This window comes from Pseudomonas sp. FEN (assembly GCF_904067045.1).
Taxonomy (GTDB): domain Bacteria; phylum Pseudomonadota; class Gammaproteobacteria; order Pseudomonadales; family Pseudomonadaceae; genus Aquipseudomonas.
Genome location: NZ_CAJFDC010000011.1, coordinates 18,603 through 38,951, shown reverse-complemented (window position 1 = coordinate 38,951; position 20,349 = coordinate 18,603). Strand labels below are relative to the sequence as shown.

14 protein-coding genes are annotated in these 20,349 nt (G+C 62.5%); 7 read left to right on the top strand and 7 right to left on the bottom strand.

Features of this window, described 5'->3' with window-relative positions:
- Window positions 1-84 precede the first annotated feature (84 nt).
- Window positions 85-1,710 (bottom strand): NADP-dependent glyceraldehyde-3-phosphate dehydrogenase, encoded by a 1,626-nt coding sequence (locus PFEN_RS11855; protein WP_191487028.1) that lies wholly within the window; start codon window positions 1,708-1,710, stop codon window positions 85-87.
- 176 nt (window positions 1,711-1,886) lie between these two features.
- Here PFEN_RS11855 and PFEN_RS11850 point away from each other — a divergent pair, with 176 nt between their 5' ends.
- Complete coding sequence (locus tag PFEN_RS11850) at window positions 1,887-2,516, top strand: LysE family translocator (RefSeq protein ID WP_191487027.1); 630 nt, start codon at window positions 1,887-1,889, stop codon at window positions 2,514-2,516.
- A gap of 139 nt (window positions 2,517-2,655) precedes the next feature.
- Here PFEN_RS11850 and mrdA read toward each other — a convergent pair whose 3' ends face one another.
- Complete coding sequence (gene mrdA / locus PFEN_RS11845) at window positions 2,656-4,548, bottom strand: penicillin-binding protein 2 (protein WP_191487026.1); 1,893 nt, start codon at window positions 4,546-4,548, stop codon at window positions 2,656-2,658.
- A 295-nt stretch (window positions 4,549-4,843) separates the two neighbouring features.
- On the opposite strand from mrdA, the gene PFEN_RS11840 reads away from it, so the two are divergent.
- The 3 genes from PFEN_RS11840 to PFEN_RS11830 all read left to right on the top strand — a co-directional run bounded on the left by PFEN_RS11840 (window position 4,844) and on the right by PFEN_RS11830 (window position 6,554).
- Window positions 4,844-5,218: a nuclear transport factor 2 family protein gene (locus tag PFEN_RS11840; protein WP_191487025.1), complete on the top strand. Its 375-nt coding sequence runs from the start codon at window positions 4,844-4,846 to the stop codon at window positions 5,216-5,218.
- Between the two features lie 141 nt (window positions 5,219-5,359).
- Window positions 5,360-5,713 carry a gamma-glutamylcyclotransferase family protein gene (locus tag PFEN_RS11835; RefSeq protein WP_191487024.1) on the top strand — a complete coding sequence of 118 codons (354 nt, stop codon included), beginning with the start codon at window positions 5,360-5,362 and terminating at the stop codon, window positions 5,711-5,713.
- Between the two features lie 94 nt (window positions 5,714-5,807).
- Window positions 5,808-6,554, top strand: coding sequence for an SDR family oxidoreductase (locus PFEN_RS11830; protein ID WP_191487023.1), 747 nt, complete (start codon window positions 5,808-5,810; stop codon window positions 6,552-6,554).
- Window positions 6,555-6,579: 25 nt separating this feature from the next.
- Here the strand turns inward: PFEN_RS11830 and mapR are convergent, their stop codons facing one another.
- The 3 genes from mapR to PFEN_RS11815 all read right to left on the bottom strand — a co-directional run bounded on the left by mapR (window position 6,580) and on the right by PFEN_RS11815 (window position 10,213).
- On the bottom strand, window positions 6,580-7,998 hold the full coding sequence (mapR, locus tag PFEN_RS11825; protein WP_191487022.1) for a GntR family transcriptional regulator MpaR: 1,419 nt from the start codon (window positions 7,996-7,998) through the stop codon (window positions 6,580-6,582).
- A 256-nt stretch (window positions 7,999-8,254) separates the two neighbouring features.
- On the bottom strand, window positions 8,255-9,667 hold the full coding sequence (ccoG, locus tag PFEN_RS11820; protein ID WP_191487021.1) for a cytochrome c oxidase accessory protein CcoG: 1,413 nt from the start codon (window positions 9,665-9,667) through the stop codon (window positions 8,255-8,257).
- 366 nt (window positions 9,668-10,033) lie between these two features.
- Window positions 10,034-10,213: a hypothetical protein gene (locus PFEN_RS11815; protein WP_191487020.1), complete on the bottom strand. Its 180-nt coding sequence runs from the start codon at window positions 10,211-10,213 to the stop codon at window positions 10,034-10,036.
- A gap of 239 nt (window positions 10,214-10,452) precedes the next feature.
- Between PFEN_RS11815 and PFEN_RS11810 the strand changes: the two genes are divergently transcribed.
- The 3 genes from PFEN_RS11810 (at window position 10,453) to glgB (ending at window position 18,221) form a co-directional block, all read left to right on the top strand.
- On the top strand, window positions 10,453-12,450 hold the full coding sequence (locus tag PFEN_RS11810; RefSeq protein WP_191487019.1) for an alpha-1,4-glucan--maltose-1-phosphate maltosyltransferase: 1,998 nt from the start codon (window positions 10,453-10,455) through the stop codon (window positions 12,448-12,450).
- Window positions 12,451-12,657: 207 nt separating this feature from the next.
- Window positions 12,658-15,993 (top strand): maltose alpha-D-glucosyltransferase, encoded by a 3,336-nt coding sequence (gene treS / locus PFEN_RS11805; RefSeq protein WP_191487018.1) that lies wholly within the window; start codon window positions 12,658-12,660, stop codon window positions 15,991-15,993.
- Window positions 15,993-18,221, top strand: coding sequence for a 1,4-alpha-glucan branching protein GlgB (gene glgB, locus PFEN_RS11800; RefSeq protein WP_191487017.1), 2,229 nt, complete (start codon window positions 15,993-15,995; stop codon window positions 18,219-18,221). Before treS ends, glgB begins: the two co-directional genes overlap by 1 nt.
- A 6-nt stretch (window positions 18,222-18,227) precedes the next feature.
- Here the strand turns inward: glgB and PFEN_RS11795 are convergent, their stop codons facing one another.
- Together PFEN_RS11795 and PFEN_RS11790 are read right to left on the bottom strand one after the other, a co-directional pair.
- Window positions 18,228-19,274: an autotransporter outer membrane beta-barrel domain-containing protein gene (locus tag PFEN_RS11795; protein WP_191487016.1), complete on the bottom strand. Its 1,047-nt coding sequence runs from the start codon at window positions 19,272-19,274 to the stop codon at window positions 18,228-18,230.
- 307 nt (window positions 19,275-19,581) lie between these two features.
- Window positions 19,582-20,334, bottom strand: coding sequence for a PIG-L deacetylase family protein (locus tag PFEN_RS11790; RefSeq protein ID WP_191487015.1), 753 nt, complete (start codon window positions 20,332-20,334; stop codon window positions 19,582-19,584).
- Between the last annotated feature and the right edge of the window lie 15 nt (window positions 20,335-20,349).

The following is a 20,349-nucleotide window of genomic DNA, read 5'->3' as shown; positions in this document are numbered from 1 at the left end:
CCGGCGACTCAGGCAACCGCGGGTTGACAGGCTCCGCGTCGTTACCATCGCCGGCAAGCCAGCCCCCACAGGTGACCTGAGGCGTCAGAAGATGTAATCGGTGGTCAGGAACGTCGACTGGCGATTATGGATGATATCGCTGATCAGTGTCTTGTTGCTGTCTTGGAATTTGGTTGCCACCAGGGTGCGGATCGAGAATACCCGCAGGGCATCGTGCACCGAGAGCGTACCTTCGGCCGAGTTCTTGCGGCCGTTGAACGGGTAGGAGTCCGGACCACGCTGGCACTGGGCATTGATATTGATCCGCCCGACCTGGTTGGCGAAGGTATCCACCAGTCGGCCGACCTGGGCCGGATCGGTGCCGAAAACACTCAACTGCTGACCGAAGTCCGACTCCAGCACGTAGTCGATGACGGTTTCCAGGTCACGGTAGGGCACGATGGGCACTACCGGGCCGAACTGTTCCTCCTGGTACACACGCATCCCGGCATTCACCGGGTAGAGCACCGCCGGGTAGAAGAACGAGGCGCGGGTCTGGCCACCGCCGGGGTTGATCACCGTGGCGCCCTTGTCCTGGGCATCGGCCACCAGGGCCTTGAGGTAGTCGATCTTGCCGGCTTCCGGCAGTGGCGTCAGAGACACGCCGTTGTCCCAGGGCATGCCGGGTACCAGGCTTTGTACCTTGCGGTTGAATTTCTCGATAAAACCTTCGACCACGTCTTCGTGCACGAACAGGATCTTCAATGCGGTGCAGCGCTGGCCATTGAACGACAACGAACCGGTGATGCACTCGTTGACCGCATTGTCCAGGTCGACCGCAGGCAGCACGATGGCCGGGTTCTTCGCATCCAGGCCCAGGGCGGCGCGCAGGCGGTGGGGCCGGGGATGGAGTTTCTTCAGGTCGCTGGCGGCCTTGTTGGTGCCGATAAAGGCGAAGATATCGATCTTGCCGCTGGCCATCAGCGCGCTGACGGTCTCCCGGCCACTACCATAGATGACGTTGATCACCCCAGCCGGGAAACTGTCGCGGAAGGCTTCCAGCAACGGACGAATCAGCAGCACGCCGAGCTTGGCCGGCTTGAAGACCACGGTATTACCCATGATCAACGCGGGGATCAGGGTGGTGAAGGTTTCGTTCAGCGGGTAGTTGTAGGGGCCCATGCACAGCGCCACGCCCATCGGCACGCGGCGGATCTGGCCGAGGGTGTCCTGTTCCAGCTCAAAGCGACTGGAGCGGCGGTCGAGCTCCTTCAAGGCATTGATGGTGTCGACGATATAGTCGCAGGTACGGTCGAACTCCTTCTCGGAGTCCTTGAGGTTCTTGCCGATCTCCCACATCAGCAGTTTGACCACGGCCTCACGTTGCGCGCGCATGCGCCGCAGGAAGGATTCCACGTGCTGGATGCGTTCGGCCACGCGCAACGTCGGCCATTCGCCCTGGCCACGGTCATAGGCGTGGACCGCCGCATCGAGGGCGCTGAGGGCGGTCTCGGCGTCCAGCAGTGGCGTGCTGCCGAGGATCACCTGTTCGTCGCCGTTGGCGGTGGCGAGATACACTGGGCTGCGGACCTGCGCCAGTGGGCCGGCCCAGGTGCGCAAGCTGCCGTTGACCAGGTATTCGCGTTGCTCCAGTTGGCCTTCGAGGCGATACTTTTCCGGAATGTCCGCAGCGGCGGGAAACAGTGAGTCGAGCAGCTTCTGGTCGGTCATGAGGCATCACCCTGTCTGTGGGGAAGGACGCTGAAACGCTTCAGTGATTGAGCCTGTTTTATCACGAAACAGCTTAGTCGCGTCCAGCGCAAACGACAGGCTGGCGTACCTGCGGTTGAAGCGCGGACGTGCCGGCCGCAGAATGACGTTCATTTTTCATTATCAAGGCTACCTTCATGACGCTGGCAACGTTGCTCCTGTTCCTGATCAGCTCGGCGGCGATCATCGCCATGCCCGGCCCGACCGTGCTGCTGGCGTTGCACAACGGCTCCAATCACGGCGTGCGGGCGGCGGCCTGGGGCATGGGCGGGGCGGTGTTGGCCGATGCGCTTCTGGTGACGGCGGTGGCCTGTGGCCTGGGGATCCTGCTGCAGGCCAGCGAGACGCTGTTCCAGGCGGTGAAGTGGGTGGGGGCGGCTTATCTGGTCTGGCTGGGCTGGAAAATGCTGCGCTCGACCGGAGCCTTGGCTGAACTGCCAGTAGAGGAAGGTTCGAGCTGCTCCGTCGGGTTGTTCATGCGCTGTTTCGTGGTGGCGTTGACCAATCCGAAGGCGTTGCTGTTCATGTCGGCATTCCTGCCGCAATTCATCGACGGCACGCAAGCGCAACTACCGCAATATGCGCTGCTGGCCGTGGTGCTGACGTTGCTCAATGTCAGCATCATGCTGTTTTACGCGTTGTGCGGCGCACGCTTGTTGAGTCGCCTGCAGGGCGGGCATCTGCGGGCGTTCAACCGGGTGACCGGTGGTTTGTTGATGACCTTGGGTGGGGTGTTGGCGTTTTATCGGCGTAGTGCCGCGGCTTGATGGGTGGGGGATGTTCCTGATGGCCTCTTCGCGGGCAAGCTGCGCTCCCACATTGGTTTTGTGTGGTACACAAATGATGTGCGCGACATGGAATTAAAGTGGGAGGGGAGCTTGCCCGCGAAGAGGCCAGTCGCTTCAACTAGACTTTCGGATCCTCATGCGGCTTGAGCGGATGCGCGTATTCAGGCTTGAGCTTGCCGTCCTTGTCCAGCAGCCAGGCATCGAGAATCTCCCGTACCACGGGACCTGCTACCCGGCCACCGGCCTCGCCGTTCTCGATCATCACCGAAATCACGATCTGCGGGTCTTCCGCCGGGGCAAAGCCGACGAACAGAGCGTTGTCGCGATTGCGCTCCGAGGTCTTCAGACGGTCATAGCGCTCGCCCTGCTTGATCGCCACCACCTGCGCCGTACCGCTCTTGCCGGCGATGCGGTACTGCGCGCCCACCGCCGCCGCCCGGGCGATACCGCGCGGATCATGCATCACCAACTGCATGGCGTAGTTGACCTGTTCCCACTGCCTGGGATCACGCAGCACGATATTGGGAATCGGATGCTCATCCACCGGCGCGACTTGGCCAATGCTCCGCGCCAGGTGCGGGCGATTCCACACGCCCTTGTTGGCGATCAGGGTTGTGGCCTGAGCCAGTTGCAGCGGCGTGACCTGCATGTAGCCCTGGCCGATGCCAAGGATCACTGTCTCGCCGGGGAACCAGGCCTGGCGCCGGGTCATGCGTTTCCATTCGCGTGAAGGCATCAGTCCCGGCGACTCCTCGAACATGTCCAGGGAGACCTTCTGGCCGACGCCGAACTTGTTCAGGTAATCGTGCAGGCGGTCGATGCCCAGCTTGTTCGCCAGGTCATAGAAATAGGTGTCGTTGGAGCGCATGATCGCCGCGTTCAGGTCAACCCAGCCATCGCCGCTGTGGTTCCAGTTGCGGTATTTGTGCTCGACATTGGGCAATTGGAAGTAACCGGGATCGAACACCCGGGTGGAGGGGGATATCACCCCACTGTCCAGGCCGGCGATGGCCACTTCCGGCTTGATCGTTGAGCCCGGGGCGTAGAGCCCGCGCAAGGCGCGGTTGAACAGCGGCCGGTCGAGGGAATCGCGCAGGGCCGAATAGTCCTTGGCACGGATCCCGGTGACGAACAGGTTTGGATCGAAACTTGGCTTGCTGACCATCGCCAGCACTTCGCCGGTCTTCGGATCAATGGCGATCACCGCGCCGCGGCGGTCGCCCAGGGCCTTCTCGGCAGCTTCCTGCAGATTGATATCGAGACTCAGGACAATGTTCTTGCCGGGAATCGGATCGGTGTGCTTGAGCACCCGCATTACCCGGCCCTGGGCGTTGGTCTCGACTTCCTCGTAGCCGACGTGGCCGTGCAGTTCGTCTTCGTAGAAGCGTTCGATGCCGGTCTTGCCGATGGACTGGGTACCACGGTATTCCACCGGGTCCAGTTGCTTGCTTTCCTTTTCGTTGATCCGCCCGACATAGCCCACCGAATGGGCGAAATGATCGCCCAGCGGGTAATGTCGAACGAACTGCGGCTCGACTTCGACGCCCGGCAACTTGAACTCGTTCACCGCCAGCAGGGCGATCTGCTGTTCGGTCAGTTCGTAGAGCAGGGTGACCGGTTCGAACGGGTGGCGCGACTGCTTGAGGATCTTGGTGAACATCGTCCGGTCTTCTTCCGGCAGATTGAGCACGCTCATCACCGTGTCGAGCACCTGGCCGACATCGCCGGCGCGTTCGCGGGTCAGGGTCATGTTGAAACTGGGCTGGTTGTCGGCGAGCACCTGGCCGTTGCGGTCGAAAATAATCCCGCGTTCCGGCGGAATCGGCAGGACGTGGACGCGGTTGTTTTCCGAGACGGTGGAGTTATAGGAAAACTCGGTGACCTGGAGGAAATACAGGCGCGCGACCAGGCTCCCGGCCAGCGCCAGGACCAGGATGCCGCAGGCCAGCAAGCGCTTGTTCACCAGGCGCTTTTCGTTCTCGTGATCCTTGATATGGATGGGATCGGACATCTGGAACCTGTCTTGTGCAATGAAAATTGAATATGAAAGAGTCTGCTAAGACGAAAGGTGCATAGGTGGCTATTTAAATCGGCGCACACGATACCAAGAAGAGCCGGTTTCCGGGTGGTTATTCGCGAGTACAGCGCTCAATGGTCGGTGCCACTCAGGGCGCTGGGTTGTGCGGTCTGGCGGCGCTAGCGATTGGTACTGCACGGATCGGTCGGAATGGACCTTTCCATCGCCCATTGGTGGCCTTAGCCTCGGCGGGGTGATAAATGCCGATCACCCCAGCCAGGAGCTGACCATGCCGACCCTTGAAACCCTCGAACGCTTTATCGCCCAAGTCGAAGCCAATGCCCATGCCGAAGCGGTCGAAGCCTTCTACACCACCGATGCGTCTCTGCGGGAGAATCAGGAGGCGCCGCGGATCGGACGGGACTTTCATGTCGCCAAGGAGCGCGCGGTGATGTCCCGGGCGCGTTGCGTCACCTCGACCTGCGTGCGCCCGGCCTTTCTCAATGGCGACCATGTGGCCATTCGCTGGATTTTCCGTTTCGAATGGGCCGATGGCAGCGTCACCCGTCTGGAGGAAATTGCCCACCAGCGCTGGGAAGGCGAGCGTATCGCCGAGGAGCAGTTTTTCTATGATCCGCAGCAACGGATACCTGTCGCTCAATGACCCGATAGAGCGGCGAATCGCTTCTTGACCCGGCTCTCCGGGGCCCCCGGGGAACTCCGGCGATAGCGTTCCGTGCCGAACGGCTCGGCATTCGGCGGCGGGGCGTTTAGACTGTGGGGCCTCTTTGACACGCGGGTCACCATGACCGACTTCACTGTAACGCCAGTACTGCTGTTCTCCTATGGCACCTTGCAGGACAAGGCGGTGCAACTGGCCAACTTCGGGCGCGAACTGGCGGGTAACGCCGACCGCATGCTCGGCTATGGGCAATCCTGGGTCGAGATTACCGATCCCCAGGTCGTCGCGACCAGCGGCAAGACCCACCATCCCATCGTGCGTCCCAGCAGCAACCCCGAGGACAGTGTGAGTGGCATGGTTTTCCAGATCAGCGCCGAAGAGTTGGCGGCGGCGGATGCCTACGAAGTGTCGGACTACCAGCGGGTTTCGGTCCGATTGGCGTCCGGTCTGGATGCCTGGGTCTATGTGAGCGTTTAGTACAGCCCTTGCGACCTTCGGCGACTACACAAAAGTGCTCACCGACAGGTATGCTTTCGCGGCAAGGTTTCCGCTTGATCGAGGGTTCGGGTTCATGGACAAAGTTATCGTCATCACCGGCGGCAGTCGTGGCATCGGCGCCGCCACCGCATTGCTCGCCGCGCAACAGGGTTATCGCGTCTGTATCAACTACCTGACGGGCGAGGCCGCGGCACTGCGGGTGCTGGAGCAGGTCCGTGGGCTCGGCGCCGTGGCCATTGCCGTGCGCGCCGATGTCAGTATCGAGGATGAGGTGATCCACCTGTTCAACCGGGTAGACGCCGAACTGGGGCCGGTCACCGCCCTGGTCAACAATGCCGGGACCGTCGGGCACAAGTCGCGGGTCGATGAAATGTCCGAGTTCCGTATCCTGCAAACCCTGAAGACCAACACCCTGGGGCCGATCCTCTGCGCCAAGCACGCGGTGCTGCGCATGTCGCCACGCCATGGTGGTCAGGGCGGCAACATCGTCAACGTGTCTTCGGCGGCGGCGCGTCTCGGCTCACCCAACGAATACGTGGATTACGCGGTCTCCAAGGGCGCGCTGGACACCTTCACCGTCGGCTTGTCCAAGGAACTGGCGGGCGAGGGTATCCGGGTCAACGCCGTGCGTCCCGGTTATATCTACACCGAGTTTCATGCCCTGAGCGGCGACGCCGACCGCGTCAGCAAGTTGGAGTCGGCCATTCCCATGGGCCGTGGTGGCCGCGCCGAAGAAGTGGCCGAGGCGATAGTCTGGCTGCTCTCGGACAAGGCCTCCTACGCCACCGGGACCTTTATCGACCTGGCGGGCGGGCGCTAGGTCGGGTTTCGCGAGCTCACCTGGCTCACTGGTCCAGCAACGATCGCACAATCCGCCCCAGGGTCTCCATGGCCTGCTCCGACACCTCGTTCCACGGGCTGCCGTAGTTCAACCGGATGCAGTTGCGAAAGCGTTGGGTCGGCGAGAAGATCGGCCCGGGGGCAATGCTGATGCCCTGGGCGAGGGCGATCCGGAACAGCTTCAGCGAATCCATCTGTTCCGGCAGTTCCAGCCACAGGAAGTAGCCGCCGGCCGGCTGGCTGACCCGGGTCTGCGTCGGAAAGTAGCGGGCAATCGCCGCCAGCATGGCGCTCTGTTGCTCTTCCAGGGCATAGCGCAGTCTGCGCAGGTGCCGATCGTAACCGCCGTTTTGCAGATAGTCGGCCAGGGCGGCCTGGGCCGGCATAGAGGCGCACAGCGAAGTCATCAGCTTGAGCCGTTCGACTTTTTGTGCGTAACGTCCCGCCGCCACCCAGCCGATGCGATAACCGGGGGCCAGGCTCTTGGCGAAAGAGCCGCAGTGCATCACCAGGCCTTCGGTGTCGAAGGCCTTGGCCGGTTTTGGCGCCTGTTGGCCGTAATAGAGCTCGGCGTAGACATCGTCCTCGATCAGCGGCACCTGATGGTGGCGCAGCAGTTCCACCAGCTCCTGCTTCTTCGCTTCCGGCAGGGTGGCGCCGAGGGGGTTCTGGAAACTGGTCATGCACCAGCAGGCCTTGATCGGATGGCGCTCCAGGGTCTGCGCCAGAACCCCGAGGTCGATGCCGTCGCGCGGATGTACCGGGATTTCCACCGCCTTGAGCTTGAGCCGTTCCAGCACCTGCAGGCAGGCATAGAAGGCCGGGGCTTCGATCGCCACCAGGTCGCCGGGCTCGGTGACGGCTTGCAGGCACAGGTTCAGCGCCTCCAGGGCGCCGTTGGTGATCAGCAGTTCCTCCATGGGCAGCATCAGCCCGCCGACCATGTAGCGCAGAGCGATCTGCCGGCGCAGTTGCGGATTGCCCGGCGACAGGTCGGTGACCACCATGCGTGGGTCCATCTCACGACTGGCGCTGGCCAGGGAACGGGACAGGCGTTGCAGCGGAAACAACGTCGGGCTCGGGAAGGCCGAGCCGAAGGGCACGGTGGCGGGGTCCTTGATGGAGTCCAGCACCGAGAACACCAGTTCGCTGACATCCACCTCGGTGGACTCGTTGACCTGGCTGCTGATCGCCGGCTCCGAGAACGGGCTGGGCGTGTGGGCGTTGACGAAGTAGCCGGAGCGCGGCCGGGCGCGGATCAGGCCGCGGCGTTCCAACAGGTAGTAGGCCTGGAACACGGTGGACGGACTGACTCCGTAGGTCTGGCTGGCGTAGCGCACCGACGGCACGCGCTGGCCGGGGCCGAGGACGCCGGTGCGGATCAGTTCAGCGATGTCGTCGGCGAATTTTTCGTAGCGTTTCATGCAGGTTTGGCTCATTCATAGAGGCACGCAACAGCGAATTGCCTTACTAATGACAAGAACGCTTTTTTGCGGTCGTACACCGTTGTGGCGAGTGGGCTTGCCCACGCTGGGCTGCGCAGCAGCCGTAAAACCAGGCACTTTGTTCTATCTGACAGACCACGGTTGCCGGTTTCAGGGGCGCTACGCGCCCCAGCGCGGGCAAGCCCGCTCGCCACATTGAGTATTCGCCGTTCATGGCGTTCGGGATTCTAAGGCATCAACGGTTCAGCGGGGCGACAAAGCGGCTCTTCGCCACGCTGTAGACAGCGGGCTCGTCGCTGTCGACCACCTTGAAACTCACCGCCTGCGAGCTGCTTTTCGGCCTGTCGCCGAGCATCGTTACCGATACCGGCAGATCGACGATTTCACCCGCCGCCAGGCTCAGCTCGGTCTTGCCCTGCAACTGGAAACCGTCGCTGTCCACCAGTTCCAGGCGATAGCGCTGGGACTGCTGGGTCTTGTTGATGACCTTGAGGCTGTAGATGTTCTCGATCTGGCCCAGGCTGTTTTCCCGGAACAGCCCGCGGTCCTTGCTCACGTCCAGCGAGACCATGGGCCGTTCCACCAGGGTCACCGCCAGTGCGCCAACCATGATCAGCAGCACGACGCTGTAGCCGATCAGGCGCGGGCGCAGCAGATGGGTCTGGCCGCCTTGCAACTGGCGCTCTGAGGTATAGCTCACCAGGCCGCGGGCATAGCCCATCTTGTCCATGATCGAATCACAGGCGTCGATGCAGGCCGCGCAGCCAATGCATTCCATCTGCAAACCGTCGCGGATGTCGATGCCGGTGGGGCAGACCTGCACGCACATCTGGCAGTCGATGCAATCCCCCAGGCCGACGCTGGCCGGCGCCACATCGCGCTTGCGCGGACCACGGTTTTCGCCACGGGCGGCGTCGTAGGAAATGGTCAGGGTGTCCTTGTCGAACATTACGCTCTGGAAGCGTGCATAGGGACACATGTGCATGCACACCGCTTCACGCAGCCAGCCGGCGTTGATATAGGTGGCGGCGCTGAAAAACACTACCCAGAACAAGCTCACGCCGCCGATCCGCAGGCTCAGCAGCTCCTGGGCCAGCGGCCGGATCGGGGTGAAGTAGCCGACAAAGGTCAGCCCGGTCAGCAAGCTGATGCCCAGCCACAAAGTGTGCTTGGCGGCGCGTCGGGCCAGTTTGTTCGGGCCCCAGGGCGCGGCTTGCAACTTGATGCGCTGGTTGCGTTCGCCCTCGGTGACTTTCTCGCACCACATGAACAGCCAGGTCCACGAGCTTTGTGGGCAGGTATAGCCGCACCAGACCCGTCCGGCGAACACGGTGATGGCGAACAGGCCGAAGGCACAGATGATCAGCAGCGCCGAGAGCAGGATGAAGTCCTGCGGCCAGAAGGTCGCACCGAAGATATGGAAGCGGCTTTCGGCCAGATCCCAGAGCACCGCCTGGCGCCCGCCCCAGTCCAGCCATACCGTGCCGAAGAACAGCAGGAACAGAAAACCCGCGCCAGCCAGGCGCAGGTTACGGAACAGCCCGCTGAAGCTGCGGGTGTGGATCAACTGGTCAGTGGACCTGGCCTTCAGCCTGGGACGCGCCGGCTCGAAGGTTTCAACTATCTGGACGGGGATTCTCTCGCTCATGATCTGTCGCTCGTCAGCCTCCATCAGGCCTGGGCACTATGCCGGGCGAACTGTTTGCATAACAGACTCAGGTATTTGAATAAAAAGCGGATCAGATGGTTCTGGGCGAGTACCTGCGACAGCTTGTCCTACCCTGTGTCGCCCCCTGCCGTCTTACTCTGTGGTGTCTGGCGCCTGTAGCGGGCGCCAGCACTGGTACAGGTCGGTCAAATCAGCGAATCACCGTTGCTTGCTTTCACATGATGGCGGACATCGCCTTGCTCCAGGGCACAGGTCTGGTTCGAGGGTTCGATATGCACGGGCATGGTGCTCTCCTTGATGTTCCGGGGGGAGCGTTCAGGGGGGCGGCTGAAGTGATATTCCGGTCTATGCTTCAGGCGCGCCGCATCGGGCAATCACCGGTGGCATGGTCGTCGGCGGATCGACCTTGGGCGGCGGCGTGGTGCCCGGTGGTTCCTGCTCCGGTACCGGTGGCGGCTCGCTGGGGGGCAGGGTCGGTTGGTCGATATTGGGGTCGGGCGTTTGCGCTGGAATCGGAATATTCATGAAGCTGGCCTCTTTTATGCGTGGCCCCTTTTATGGAACAGGCGGCCCAGTACAACGGTGGACCCTGCCCATGTGCTTTTAACTCGGGCTTTATGACGAGTGGAGTTTCCCGACAAATCGGGCTGAACTTTTGTTCCGGCGGCGGGCTCCGAACTGAAGCGGGCTTTTTCAGGATGAAGCCGTTTGCCATGCAGATTACGCAGAGTAGAGCGTCCATGGGGCGTAAGGAGTGATGCTCGATGTCAGCCGATAAACCGTTGGACGAAGAGGGGACTGAAGTCCTGCCCTTGTCCCAGGCCTTGCTGATGCCGCGCATCGCCATTGAGAACGTGGCGCCTACCGTCGATGGTGGGCAGTTCGCGGTCAAGGCGGTGGCGGGGCAGGAACTGATAGTGAGCGCCAAGGTGTTCGCCGACGGCCATGACAAGCTGGCGGTGCTGCTGGCCTGGAGAAACCTGGGCGACGCCGACTGGCAACGCACGGCCATGACCGATAAAGGCAACAATGCCTGGCAGGGCCGCTTGCGGCTCGGCGACCAGGGGCGCTACGTCTATCGGATCGAAGCCTGGATCGATCAGTTCGCCAGCTTCTGCTACGAACTGGAGAAGAAGTTCGTCGCCGGCGTGGCCCTCGATCTCGAGTTGCAGGAGGGGCGGGCACAGGTGCTGCATGCCATCGAACGCAGCCAGGGCGAACTGGCGATGGGGCTGACCGCGCTGTACGAGGAGTTGCTGCACCTGTCCAACGATGGCCAGGTCGAGCGCTTTCTCAAACCGGCCACGGCGGCGTTGATGCGCCAGGCCGACCACCACGCCTACCTGAGTCGCAGCTACGACTATCCACTGGACGTGGAGCGCAGCCTGGCGCAGTTTGCCAGTTGGTATGAACTGTTTCCCCGTTCGGTCACCGAGCATGCCTTGCGTCACGGCACCTTCGACGATGTGCACAGTCGCCTGTCGATGATTCGCGACATGGGTTTCGACGTGCTGTACTTCCCGCCGATTCATCCCATCGGTCGCAGCTACCGCAAAGGTCCGAACAACGCCCTGGTGGCCGGCCCCGACGATCCGGGCAGCCCCTATGCCATCGGCAGCGAGGAGGGTGGGCACGAGGCGATTCACTCGCAACTGGGTAGTCGCGAGGATTTCCGTCGGTTGGTCAGTGCCGCGGCCGAACATGGCCTGGAAATCGCCCTGGACTTCGCCATCCAGTGCTCCCAGGATCATCCCTGGTTGCAGCAGCATCCCGGCTGGTTCAACTGGCGACCGGACGGCAGTATCAAGTACGCGGAGAACCCACCGAAAAAATACCAGGACATCGTCAACCTCGATTTCTATGCCGCCGACGCGATTCCCAGTCTTTGGGTCGAGCTGCGCGACATCGTGCTGGGCTGGGTCGCGGAGGGGGTGAAGCTGTTTCGCGTCGACAATCCGCACACCAAGCCGCTGCCGTTCTGGCAATGGCTGATTGCCGATGTGCGCGGCGTCCATCCCGAGGTGATCTTTCTCGCCGAGGCGTTCACCACGCCGGCGATGATGGCGCGCTTGGGCAAGCTCGGCTATTCCCAGAGCTACACCTATTTCACCTGGCGTAATACCAAGGCCGAGCTGGCCAGTTATTTCACCGAGCTGAACCAGTCGCCCTGGCGCGAGTGCTACCGGCCGAATTTCTTCGTCAATACGCCGGATATCAACCCGGCCTTCCTCCACCATTCGGGGCGCGCCGGGTTCCTTATCCGCGCGGCGCTGGCAACCATGGGCTCGGGGCTCTGGGGTATGTACTCGGGGTTTGAACTGTGCGAGGCGGCGGCGTTGCCGGGCAAGGAGGAATACCTGGATTCGGAGAAATACGAGATCCGTCCGCGGGACTTCAGCGCGCCGGGCAATATCATCGCCGAGATCGCCCAGCTCAATCGCATTCGTCGCCAGCATCCGGCGTTGCAGACGCATTTGGGGTTGCAGGTCTACAACGCCTGGAACGACAACATCCTGTATTTCGGCAAGCGCACGGCTGACCTGGAGAGTTTCATCCTGGTGGCGGTCAGCCTGGATCCGCATAACGCCCAGGAAGCGCACTTCGAGTTGCCCTTGTGGGAGTTCGGCCTGGCCGACGACGCCACCACCCGTGGCGAGGACCTGATGAACGGTCACACCTGGACCTGGCATGGCAAGGTCCAGTGGCTGCGCATCGAGCCCTGGCACCAGCCGTTCGGGATCTGGCGGATTCAGACCCTTTGACAGGCAGGGTCAGGGTTCCGTGGGGACGCTTAACTAGTGGGAGCGGAGCTTGTCGGCGAAGCTTTTAGCGGTCTTAAGGGCCTCTTCGCGGGCAAGCTCCGCTCCCACACAAGCTCCGCTCCCACAGTGACGCTGTTGTCAGCCAAACCCTGCATAAATAACAGACTGTTGTTGCCTGCGGTCCTACTGATTCAACAGGAGTTACCCATGGCGAAGAAAAACCGCCCTGCCAGCTTTATCGACGACCCGCTCTGGTACAAGGACGCGGTGATCTACCAGGTACATGTCAAATCCTTCTTCGACTCGAACAACGACGGCATCGGTGACTTTCCCGGCCTGATCGCCAAGCTCGACTACATTGCCGACCTCGGTGTGAACACCATCTGGCTGTTGCCGTTCTATCCTTCGCCACGCCGCGACGATGGCTACGACATCGCCGAATACCGAGGCGTCCACAGCGACTACGGGACCCTGGCCGATGCCAAGCGGTTTATCGCCGAAGCCCACAGGCGTGGCCTGCGGGTCATCGCCGAGCTGGTGATCAACCACACCTCCGACCAACACCCCTGGTTCCAGCGCGCGCGCCGGGCCAAACCCGGTTCCAGCGCCCGCGACTTCTACGTCTGGTCCGACAGCGACAACCGATACAGCGACACCCGAATCATCTTTCTCGACACCGAAAAGTCCAACTGGACCTGGGACCCGGTGGCCGGTCAGTACTTCTGGCACCGCTTCTATTCTCACCAGCCGGACCTGAATTTCGACCACCCGCCGGTGTTGAAGGCCGTACTGGCGGTCATGCGCTACTGGCTGGACCTGGGCATCGACGGCTTGCGCCTGGATGCCATTCCCTATCTGATCGAGCGTGACGGCACCAACAACGAAAACCTGCCCGAGACCCACCAGGTGCTCAAGCAGATCCGTGCCGAAATCGACGCCCACTATCCCGATCGCATGTTGCTGGCCGAAGCCAACCAGTGGCCGGAGGATACCCAGCTGTACTTCGGCGAGCAGAAGGGCGACAACGGTGACGAATGCCACATGGCCTTCCACTTCCCGCTGATGCCACGCATGTACATGGCGCTGGCCCAGGAGGATCGCTTCCCGATCACCGACATCCTGCGCCAGACCCCGGAAATCCCCGCCAATTGCCAATGGGCGATCTTCCTGCGCAACCACGATGAGCTGACCCTGGAAATGGTCACCGATCGCGAGCGTGACTACCTCTGGAACTACTACGCCGCCGATCGCCGTGCCCGGATCAACCTCGGTATCCGCCGGCGCCTGGCCCCGCTGATGGAGCGTGACCGCCGGCGCATCGAATTGCTCAACAGCCTGCTGCTGTCGATGCCGGGCACGCCGACCCTGTACTACGGCGATGAAATCGGCATGGGCGACAATATTTACCTGGGCGACCGCGATGGCGTGCGTACCCCGATGCAATGGTCGATCGACCGTAACGGCGGTTTCTCCCGCGCCGATCCGGCCAGTCTGGTGCTGCCGCCGATCATGGACCCGCTCTACGGCTATCTGACGGTGAACGTCGAGACCCAGGCCGGCGACCCTCATTCGTTGCTGAACTGGACCCGACGCTTGCTGGCCGTGCGCAAGCAACAGAAAGCCTTTGGCCGCGGCAGCCTGAAAATGCTCTCGCCCAACAACCGCCGCATCCTGGCCTATACCCGCGAATACACCGGGCCCGACGGCAAGAGCGAGATCATCCTCTGTGTGGCCAACGTTTCGCGTACCGCGCAGGCCGCGGAGCTGGAGCTGTCGGCGTTCGCGGGCCGGGTGCCGGTGGAGATGCTCGGAGGTAACGCGTTCCCGCCCATTGGCCAGCTCAATTTCCTGCTGACCCTGCCACCCTACGGCTTCTACTGGTTCCTGCTCGCCTCGCAAACCCAGATGCCCAGTTGGCATGTGGAGCCGGTCCAGACCCTGCCGGACTTCATCACCCTGGTGCTGAAAAAACGCCTGGAAGAACTGCTCGAAAACCCTTCGCGAACGGCCCTGGAGCAGACAGTCCTGCCGGAATGGCTGCCCAAGCGTCGCTGGTTCGCCGGCAAGAATGCGGGTCTGGAACAGATACGCCTGGTCTATGGCGTGCGCTTCGGCGACCCGCAGCACCCGGTACTGCTCGGTGAGGTTGAAGTCATGGCGGGCGGCGAGAGCAGCCGTTACCAGTTGCCTTTCGGGCTGCTGGCCGAGGACCAGATCAACGCCGCGTTGCCGCAACAGTTGGCCATGGCTCGGGTTCGCCGCGGTCGGCAGGTGGGCCTGATCACCGACGCATTCAGTCTCGAACCGTTTATCCGTGCGGTGATCGATGGCATGCGCGGCGAGACGGTACTGGCCTCCAGCGACGGTGAGTTGCGTTTCCAGGCCGCGGCCGAACTCAAGGCCCTGGAGCTTCCCGCCGACATGAGCGTACGCTATCTGTCCACCGAGCAATCCAACAGTTCGGTGGTGGTGGCCGAGCGGATCATGCTCAAGCTGATCCGCAAGGTCAGTGCCGGTGTGCACCCGGAACTGGAAATGAGCGCCTACCTCACCGCCGCCGGCTTCCACCATATTTCGCCGCTGCTGGGTTCGCTGGTGCGCCACGACGCCCGTGGCGAGGACACTCTGCTGATGATCGCCCAGGGCCTGCTCGCCAACCAGGGCGATGCCTGGAACTGGACCCAGAACAACCTGGAACGGGCAATCCGCGACGAGTTGGCCGATGCCGTTTCGGAACACGAGCAACATTACAACGCCCTCGGCGAACTGGCGGATTTCGCCGCCTTGCTCGGTCAGCGTCTGGGTGAAATGCACCGGGTGCTCGCGGCGCCCAGCGTCGACCCGGCCTTCAGTGCCCAAGTGACTACGAGCAAGGACACCCAGCGTTGGGGCAGGGCGATCGGTAGCCAGATGGAGCATGCCTTGCAATTGCTCAAGCAGCACCAGTCCGCGCTGGCGGCAGATGAGCAGGCGCTGGTGGGCGGTCTGTTGTCGCGGGAAAAAGCCATTCTCGACTACATCCACGCGCTCGCCGGCCAGCTGGTCGGCGGTCTGCGCTTGAGGGTCCACGGCGACCTGCATCTGGGCCAGGTGCTGGTGGTGCAGGGCGATGCCTACCTGATTGACTTCGAAGGCGAGCCCGCGCGGTCGTTGCAGGAACGTCGCGGCAAGCACAGCCCCTATAAGGATGTCAGCGGTGTGCTGCGTTCGTTCGACTATGCTGCGGCCATGGCTTACAGCAGCGCGACGGCTCTCGATCTGGCCGGGGTTACCGTTGCGGCCTGTCGGCGCGTGACCCAGCGTTATCTGAAGGAAGCCCGCGAGGCTTTTATCCAGGCATATCGGCGGACGACGGCTAGTCTTGTTCAGGCATGGCAGGATCCGGCCGGCGAAGAAGCGGCCCTGACCCTGTTCAGCCTGGAGAAGGCCGCGTATGAAATTGTCTATGAGGCGGAAAATCGTCCGACCTGGCTCAGCGTGCCGTTGCACGGCCTGGACGGGTTGTTGAATGAAGTGAAAACCTTGTCCGGTGGAGAGCAGTGATGAGTTTGAACAAGGAACAAGGTAAAACCGTACACCGTGCATTACCCGCGAAAGGTGATATCGAGGCCCTGGTTCGGGCTGAACACCATGATCCGTTTGCCATCCTCGGTCCGCATGACGATGGTGCCGGCGGGCAATATATCCGTGCCTTCCTGCCGGGTGCCCTGGGTGTCCAGGCCTTGGCCCGCGACAGCGACCAGGAACTGGGCGGCCTCGACAGCACCGAAGTACCGGGGTTGTATGTCGGTCACTTCGCGCAGCGCCAGCCCTATCGGCTGCGCATCCAATGGGCCACGGGCGAGCAGATCTGCGAGGATCCCTACAGCTTCGGGCCGTTGCTGGGGGAAATGGATCTCTACCTGTTCGCCGAAGGTAACCATCGCGATCTGAGCAGCTGCCTGGGCGCCCAGGTGACCCAGGTCGAGGGCGTCGACGGCGTGCGTTTCGCGGTCTGGGCGCCGAATGCCCGGCGGGTCTCGGTAGTGGGTGACTTCAACGTCTGGGACGGGCGTCGGCACCCGATGCGCCTGCGCCATCCCAGCGGCGTCTGGGAAATCTTCGTGCCGCGCCTGTCGGCGGGGGAGGCCTACAAGTACGAGATTCTCGGCAGGGATGCGATCCTGCCGCTCAAGGCCGATCCCGTGGCCCTGGCCACCCAGCTGCCTCCGGATACCGCTTCGCGGGTCGCCTCGCCGTTACGGATCGACTGGCGGGACCAGGCCTGGATGGAGTCGCGCGGCGCACGGCATCGGCATGATGCGCCGTTGTCGATCTATGAACTGCACGCTGGTTCCTGGCAGTGCGAGATCGATGAAGTCGGCGAGGTGTCGCGGCAATACAACTGGAGCGAACTGGCCGAGCGCCTGATCCCCTATATCCGGCAACTGGGCTTCACCCATATCGAATTGATGCCGATCATGGAGCATCCGTTCGGTGGTTCCTGGGGCTACCAGCCACTGTCGCAGTTCGCGCCGAGTGCGCGCTATGGCAGCCCGGACGACTTCGCCGCGTTTGTCGATGCCTGTCACCGCGCCGAAATCGGCGTCATCCTCGACTGGGTACCGGCACACTTTCCCACCGATACCCACGGCCTGGCGCAGTTCGACGGCACCGCGTTGTATGAGTACGGCAACCCGCTGGAAGGTTTTCACCAGGACTGGGACACCCTGATCTACAACCTCGGACGCACCGAAGTGCATGGCTTCATGCTGGCCTCGGCCCTGCACTGGCTCAAGCATTTCCATGTCGACGGCCTGCGGGTCGATGCCGTGGCGTCGATGCTCTACCGCGACTATTCGCGCAACGCCGGCGAGTGGGTGCCGAACCGCTATGGCGGTCGGGAAAACCTCGAGGCCATCGACTTCCTGCGGCATCTCAACGATGTGGTGGCCCTGGAAGCGCCGGGTGCCCTGGTGATTGCCGAAGAGTCCACGGCCTGGCCCGGCGTGAGTCAAGCAACCCAGCAGGGCGGGCTGGGGTTCGCCTACAAATGGAACATGGGCTGGATGCATGATTCGCTGCACTACATCCAGCAGGATCCGGTGTACCGCGCGCACCACCACAACGAATTGAGCTTCGGCCTGGTCTATGCCTGGTCCGAGCGTTTCATCCTGCCGATTTCCCATGATGAAGTGGTGCACGGCAAGCATTCGCTGATCGACAAGATGCCCGGCGACCGCTGGCAGAAGTTCGCCAATCTGCGCGCCTACCTGAGTTTCATGTGGGCCCACCCGGGCAAGAAGCTGCTGTTCATGGGCTGTGAGTTCGGCCAGTGGCGCGAGTGGAATCATGACCAGCAACTGGATTGGTACTTGCTGCAATACTCCGAGCACCTCGGCGTGCAGAAGCTGGTGAGCGATCTCAACCAGCTCTACCGCGACGAGCCAGCGCTTTACGACCAGGACGATGTGCCGCAGGGCTTCCAGTGGTTGATTGGCGATGATGCGACCAACAGCGTCTACGCCTGGCTGCGCTGGAGTCGGGAAGGGCGGCCGCTGCTGGTGGTCGCCAACTTCACCCCGGTGCCGCGCGAGGCTTATCGGATCGGCGTGCCGTTTGCCGGACAGTGGAAGGAAGTGATCAACAGCGATGCGGCGATGTATGCCGGCTCCAACTATGGCAATGGCGGCGGGGTCTTCACCGAGGACCATGCCAGCCATGGGCAGGCCGCGTCGCTGGTGCTGAACCTGCCGCCGCTGGCGGTGTTGATGTTGCGACCGCAGAGGTAGCCACAGCTACCAGCGCATCCGCACCCCGACGTTGCCGATGATGCCATTCAGGCCCGTATCGTCGGAGGTGCCGCTGTAATCCGCGCTGACATACAGGCTGACCGTCGGCGACACCTTGGCCACCAGGCCCAGACCCAGTTCCACGGTGGAACTGTTGCGCCCGGTGGCGATCTTGTCGACCGGTTCCAGGCTCAGGGTGTTGCCGCTGCCGAATGTGTGCCAGAAGTCGGTCCGCAGGTAGGGCTCCACCGCCAGGCCGTGCACTTCATAGCGGCCCTTGAGACGGGCGCCGATCCGACCGCTCCAAAGCGATGGGTCGGCGGATGTATTCGTCTGCCCGGGAGTCTCCATGCCACCTTGCTGGTTGACCACCTGGGCCTGGGGCTCGATAACCCAATACTTGCCCAGCCCGATCGGGAACCCGCCCTCCAGCGAAAACGTCAGTTGCCGGGCGACCAGGCCCTGCAGCGTGCCCTGCTCGGAGCGGCTATAGAGCGTGCTCTGGTTGTTCATGGCGGTCAGGTTGACGTGCCAGCCCTGTTGCCCGGTCAGACTCCAGAAGGCCCCGAGATTGGTACCTTGGGGACTCAGGCCATCCATGCGCGGGTCGCGGGGCGCGGTGACAAAACCGTCAGCCCGGTCCAATGCGCCGCTGCGTCCGGTAAAGACCCCGGCGGTCAATGTCTGGCCAGCGCGGTGATTGCTGTAAAGGCCGGGAACAATCAGCAGGTCGCCAAAGGCGCCGGCAAACAGTGGATCGAGGTTGCCGACCTCGCCCTGACCCAGCGCCCGGTCGTGCAAGCGAGCCGTCTGATCGGGCGCGCCGATGCTCGGTGCAATACCGGCGAACCGCCAGCCAGGTAATTGACCGCTGTTGTCCAGCATGGGCAATCGATCGGGAGGTAACAGTGACGGCGTGACGTCGTGGTACCAGGGTTGGCGGTCTTCTTCGGTGGGCGCTGCCTGGAGCTCCAGGGCGTGGCTCAGCAAAAGGGCTGTCGAAATCGTATAAGCCATGGTCCTCAGGCTGGGGGGGGTCATGAACGTTTTCATCGGGTGTTCCTTTCGGTCGCATAAATACCTGCATTGGCGTCTCTCCTGCCCCCGAACGAGGGACGGCCGAAATCATCGAGGCAAACCCCCGGCGACCCGCTCTGGCAGGCATCCGAAGGCTTGTCCCTTGGGTTTTTAAACCGGGGGTAGTCACTTGTAGCTAAGGAGAGCTACAGGTTTGCGTCAAGAAAATAGCCAATAAATAGATAGTTTTTGCCAGACTTCGCAAGTCATTGAACAATCGGCTATTTAGTCTATTCAGGCTGGATCTGAGCGGCCCCGGAAGCGCGGCTTTGCGCCACGTTTCTCAGATGAACACCATCTCGAATGGTTGCCGCGCCCGTTCGAGCAAGGCCGGCACCAGGAACGGTGCCAGCCCCAGTCCGGGATCGCCTTGCAAATGGCTGTGGTAGGCATGCGCGGCATGCAGCTTGCGGGCAATGCTCCAGGTGTCGAGCCGAACCTTGCGGGCCCGCTGCCAGGGGATCAGGCCTTCGTCGCGCAAGGGGCGGAACCAGGTGTGCAGGGGGATTTCCAGCAGCATCGCGCCGCTGGCGGCACACGCCTGGGCGGCGGCCCGGCCCAAGCTGTCGTGGTCGGCGATCCCGTCTTCGCGCCAGGTGGTCAGCACCACGTCGTCCGGGCGCAGATAGCGCCGCAGGAATTGGCTCAGCGGTTGCTCCTGGTGCTCCAATCCACCGTGGCGAAAGCCGCCGCGAATCCACTTCAACCGGTGCGGTTCCAGACCGAGGCGGCGCAAGGCTTCGGCGCTTTCCTGGGGGCAGACGATGCTCAGGCGGCTCGAAGGCCACAGGGTGGAGCCGGGGTAGAGGGCGCTGCCATCGGTAATGGAGATCAACAGCAGCGGGTGTCCGAGGGTAGCGAGCATTTGCAGCAGGCCACCGCAGCAATGCACTTCGTCACCAGGATGCGGGGCGATCACCACGGCCCGGGCCCCGGGGCGAATCAAACGGTGCAGGCCAACGGTCGGGACACGGGCCAGTTGCGCTGAACTCCAGATCTGCGGTTCAACTTCGTTGCGTGCGGTTTGGATTCTCATGATGGTAGTCACTTC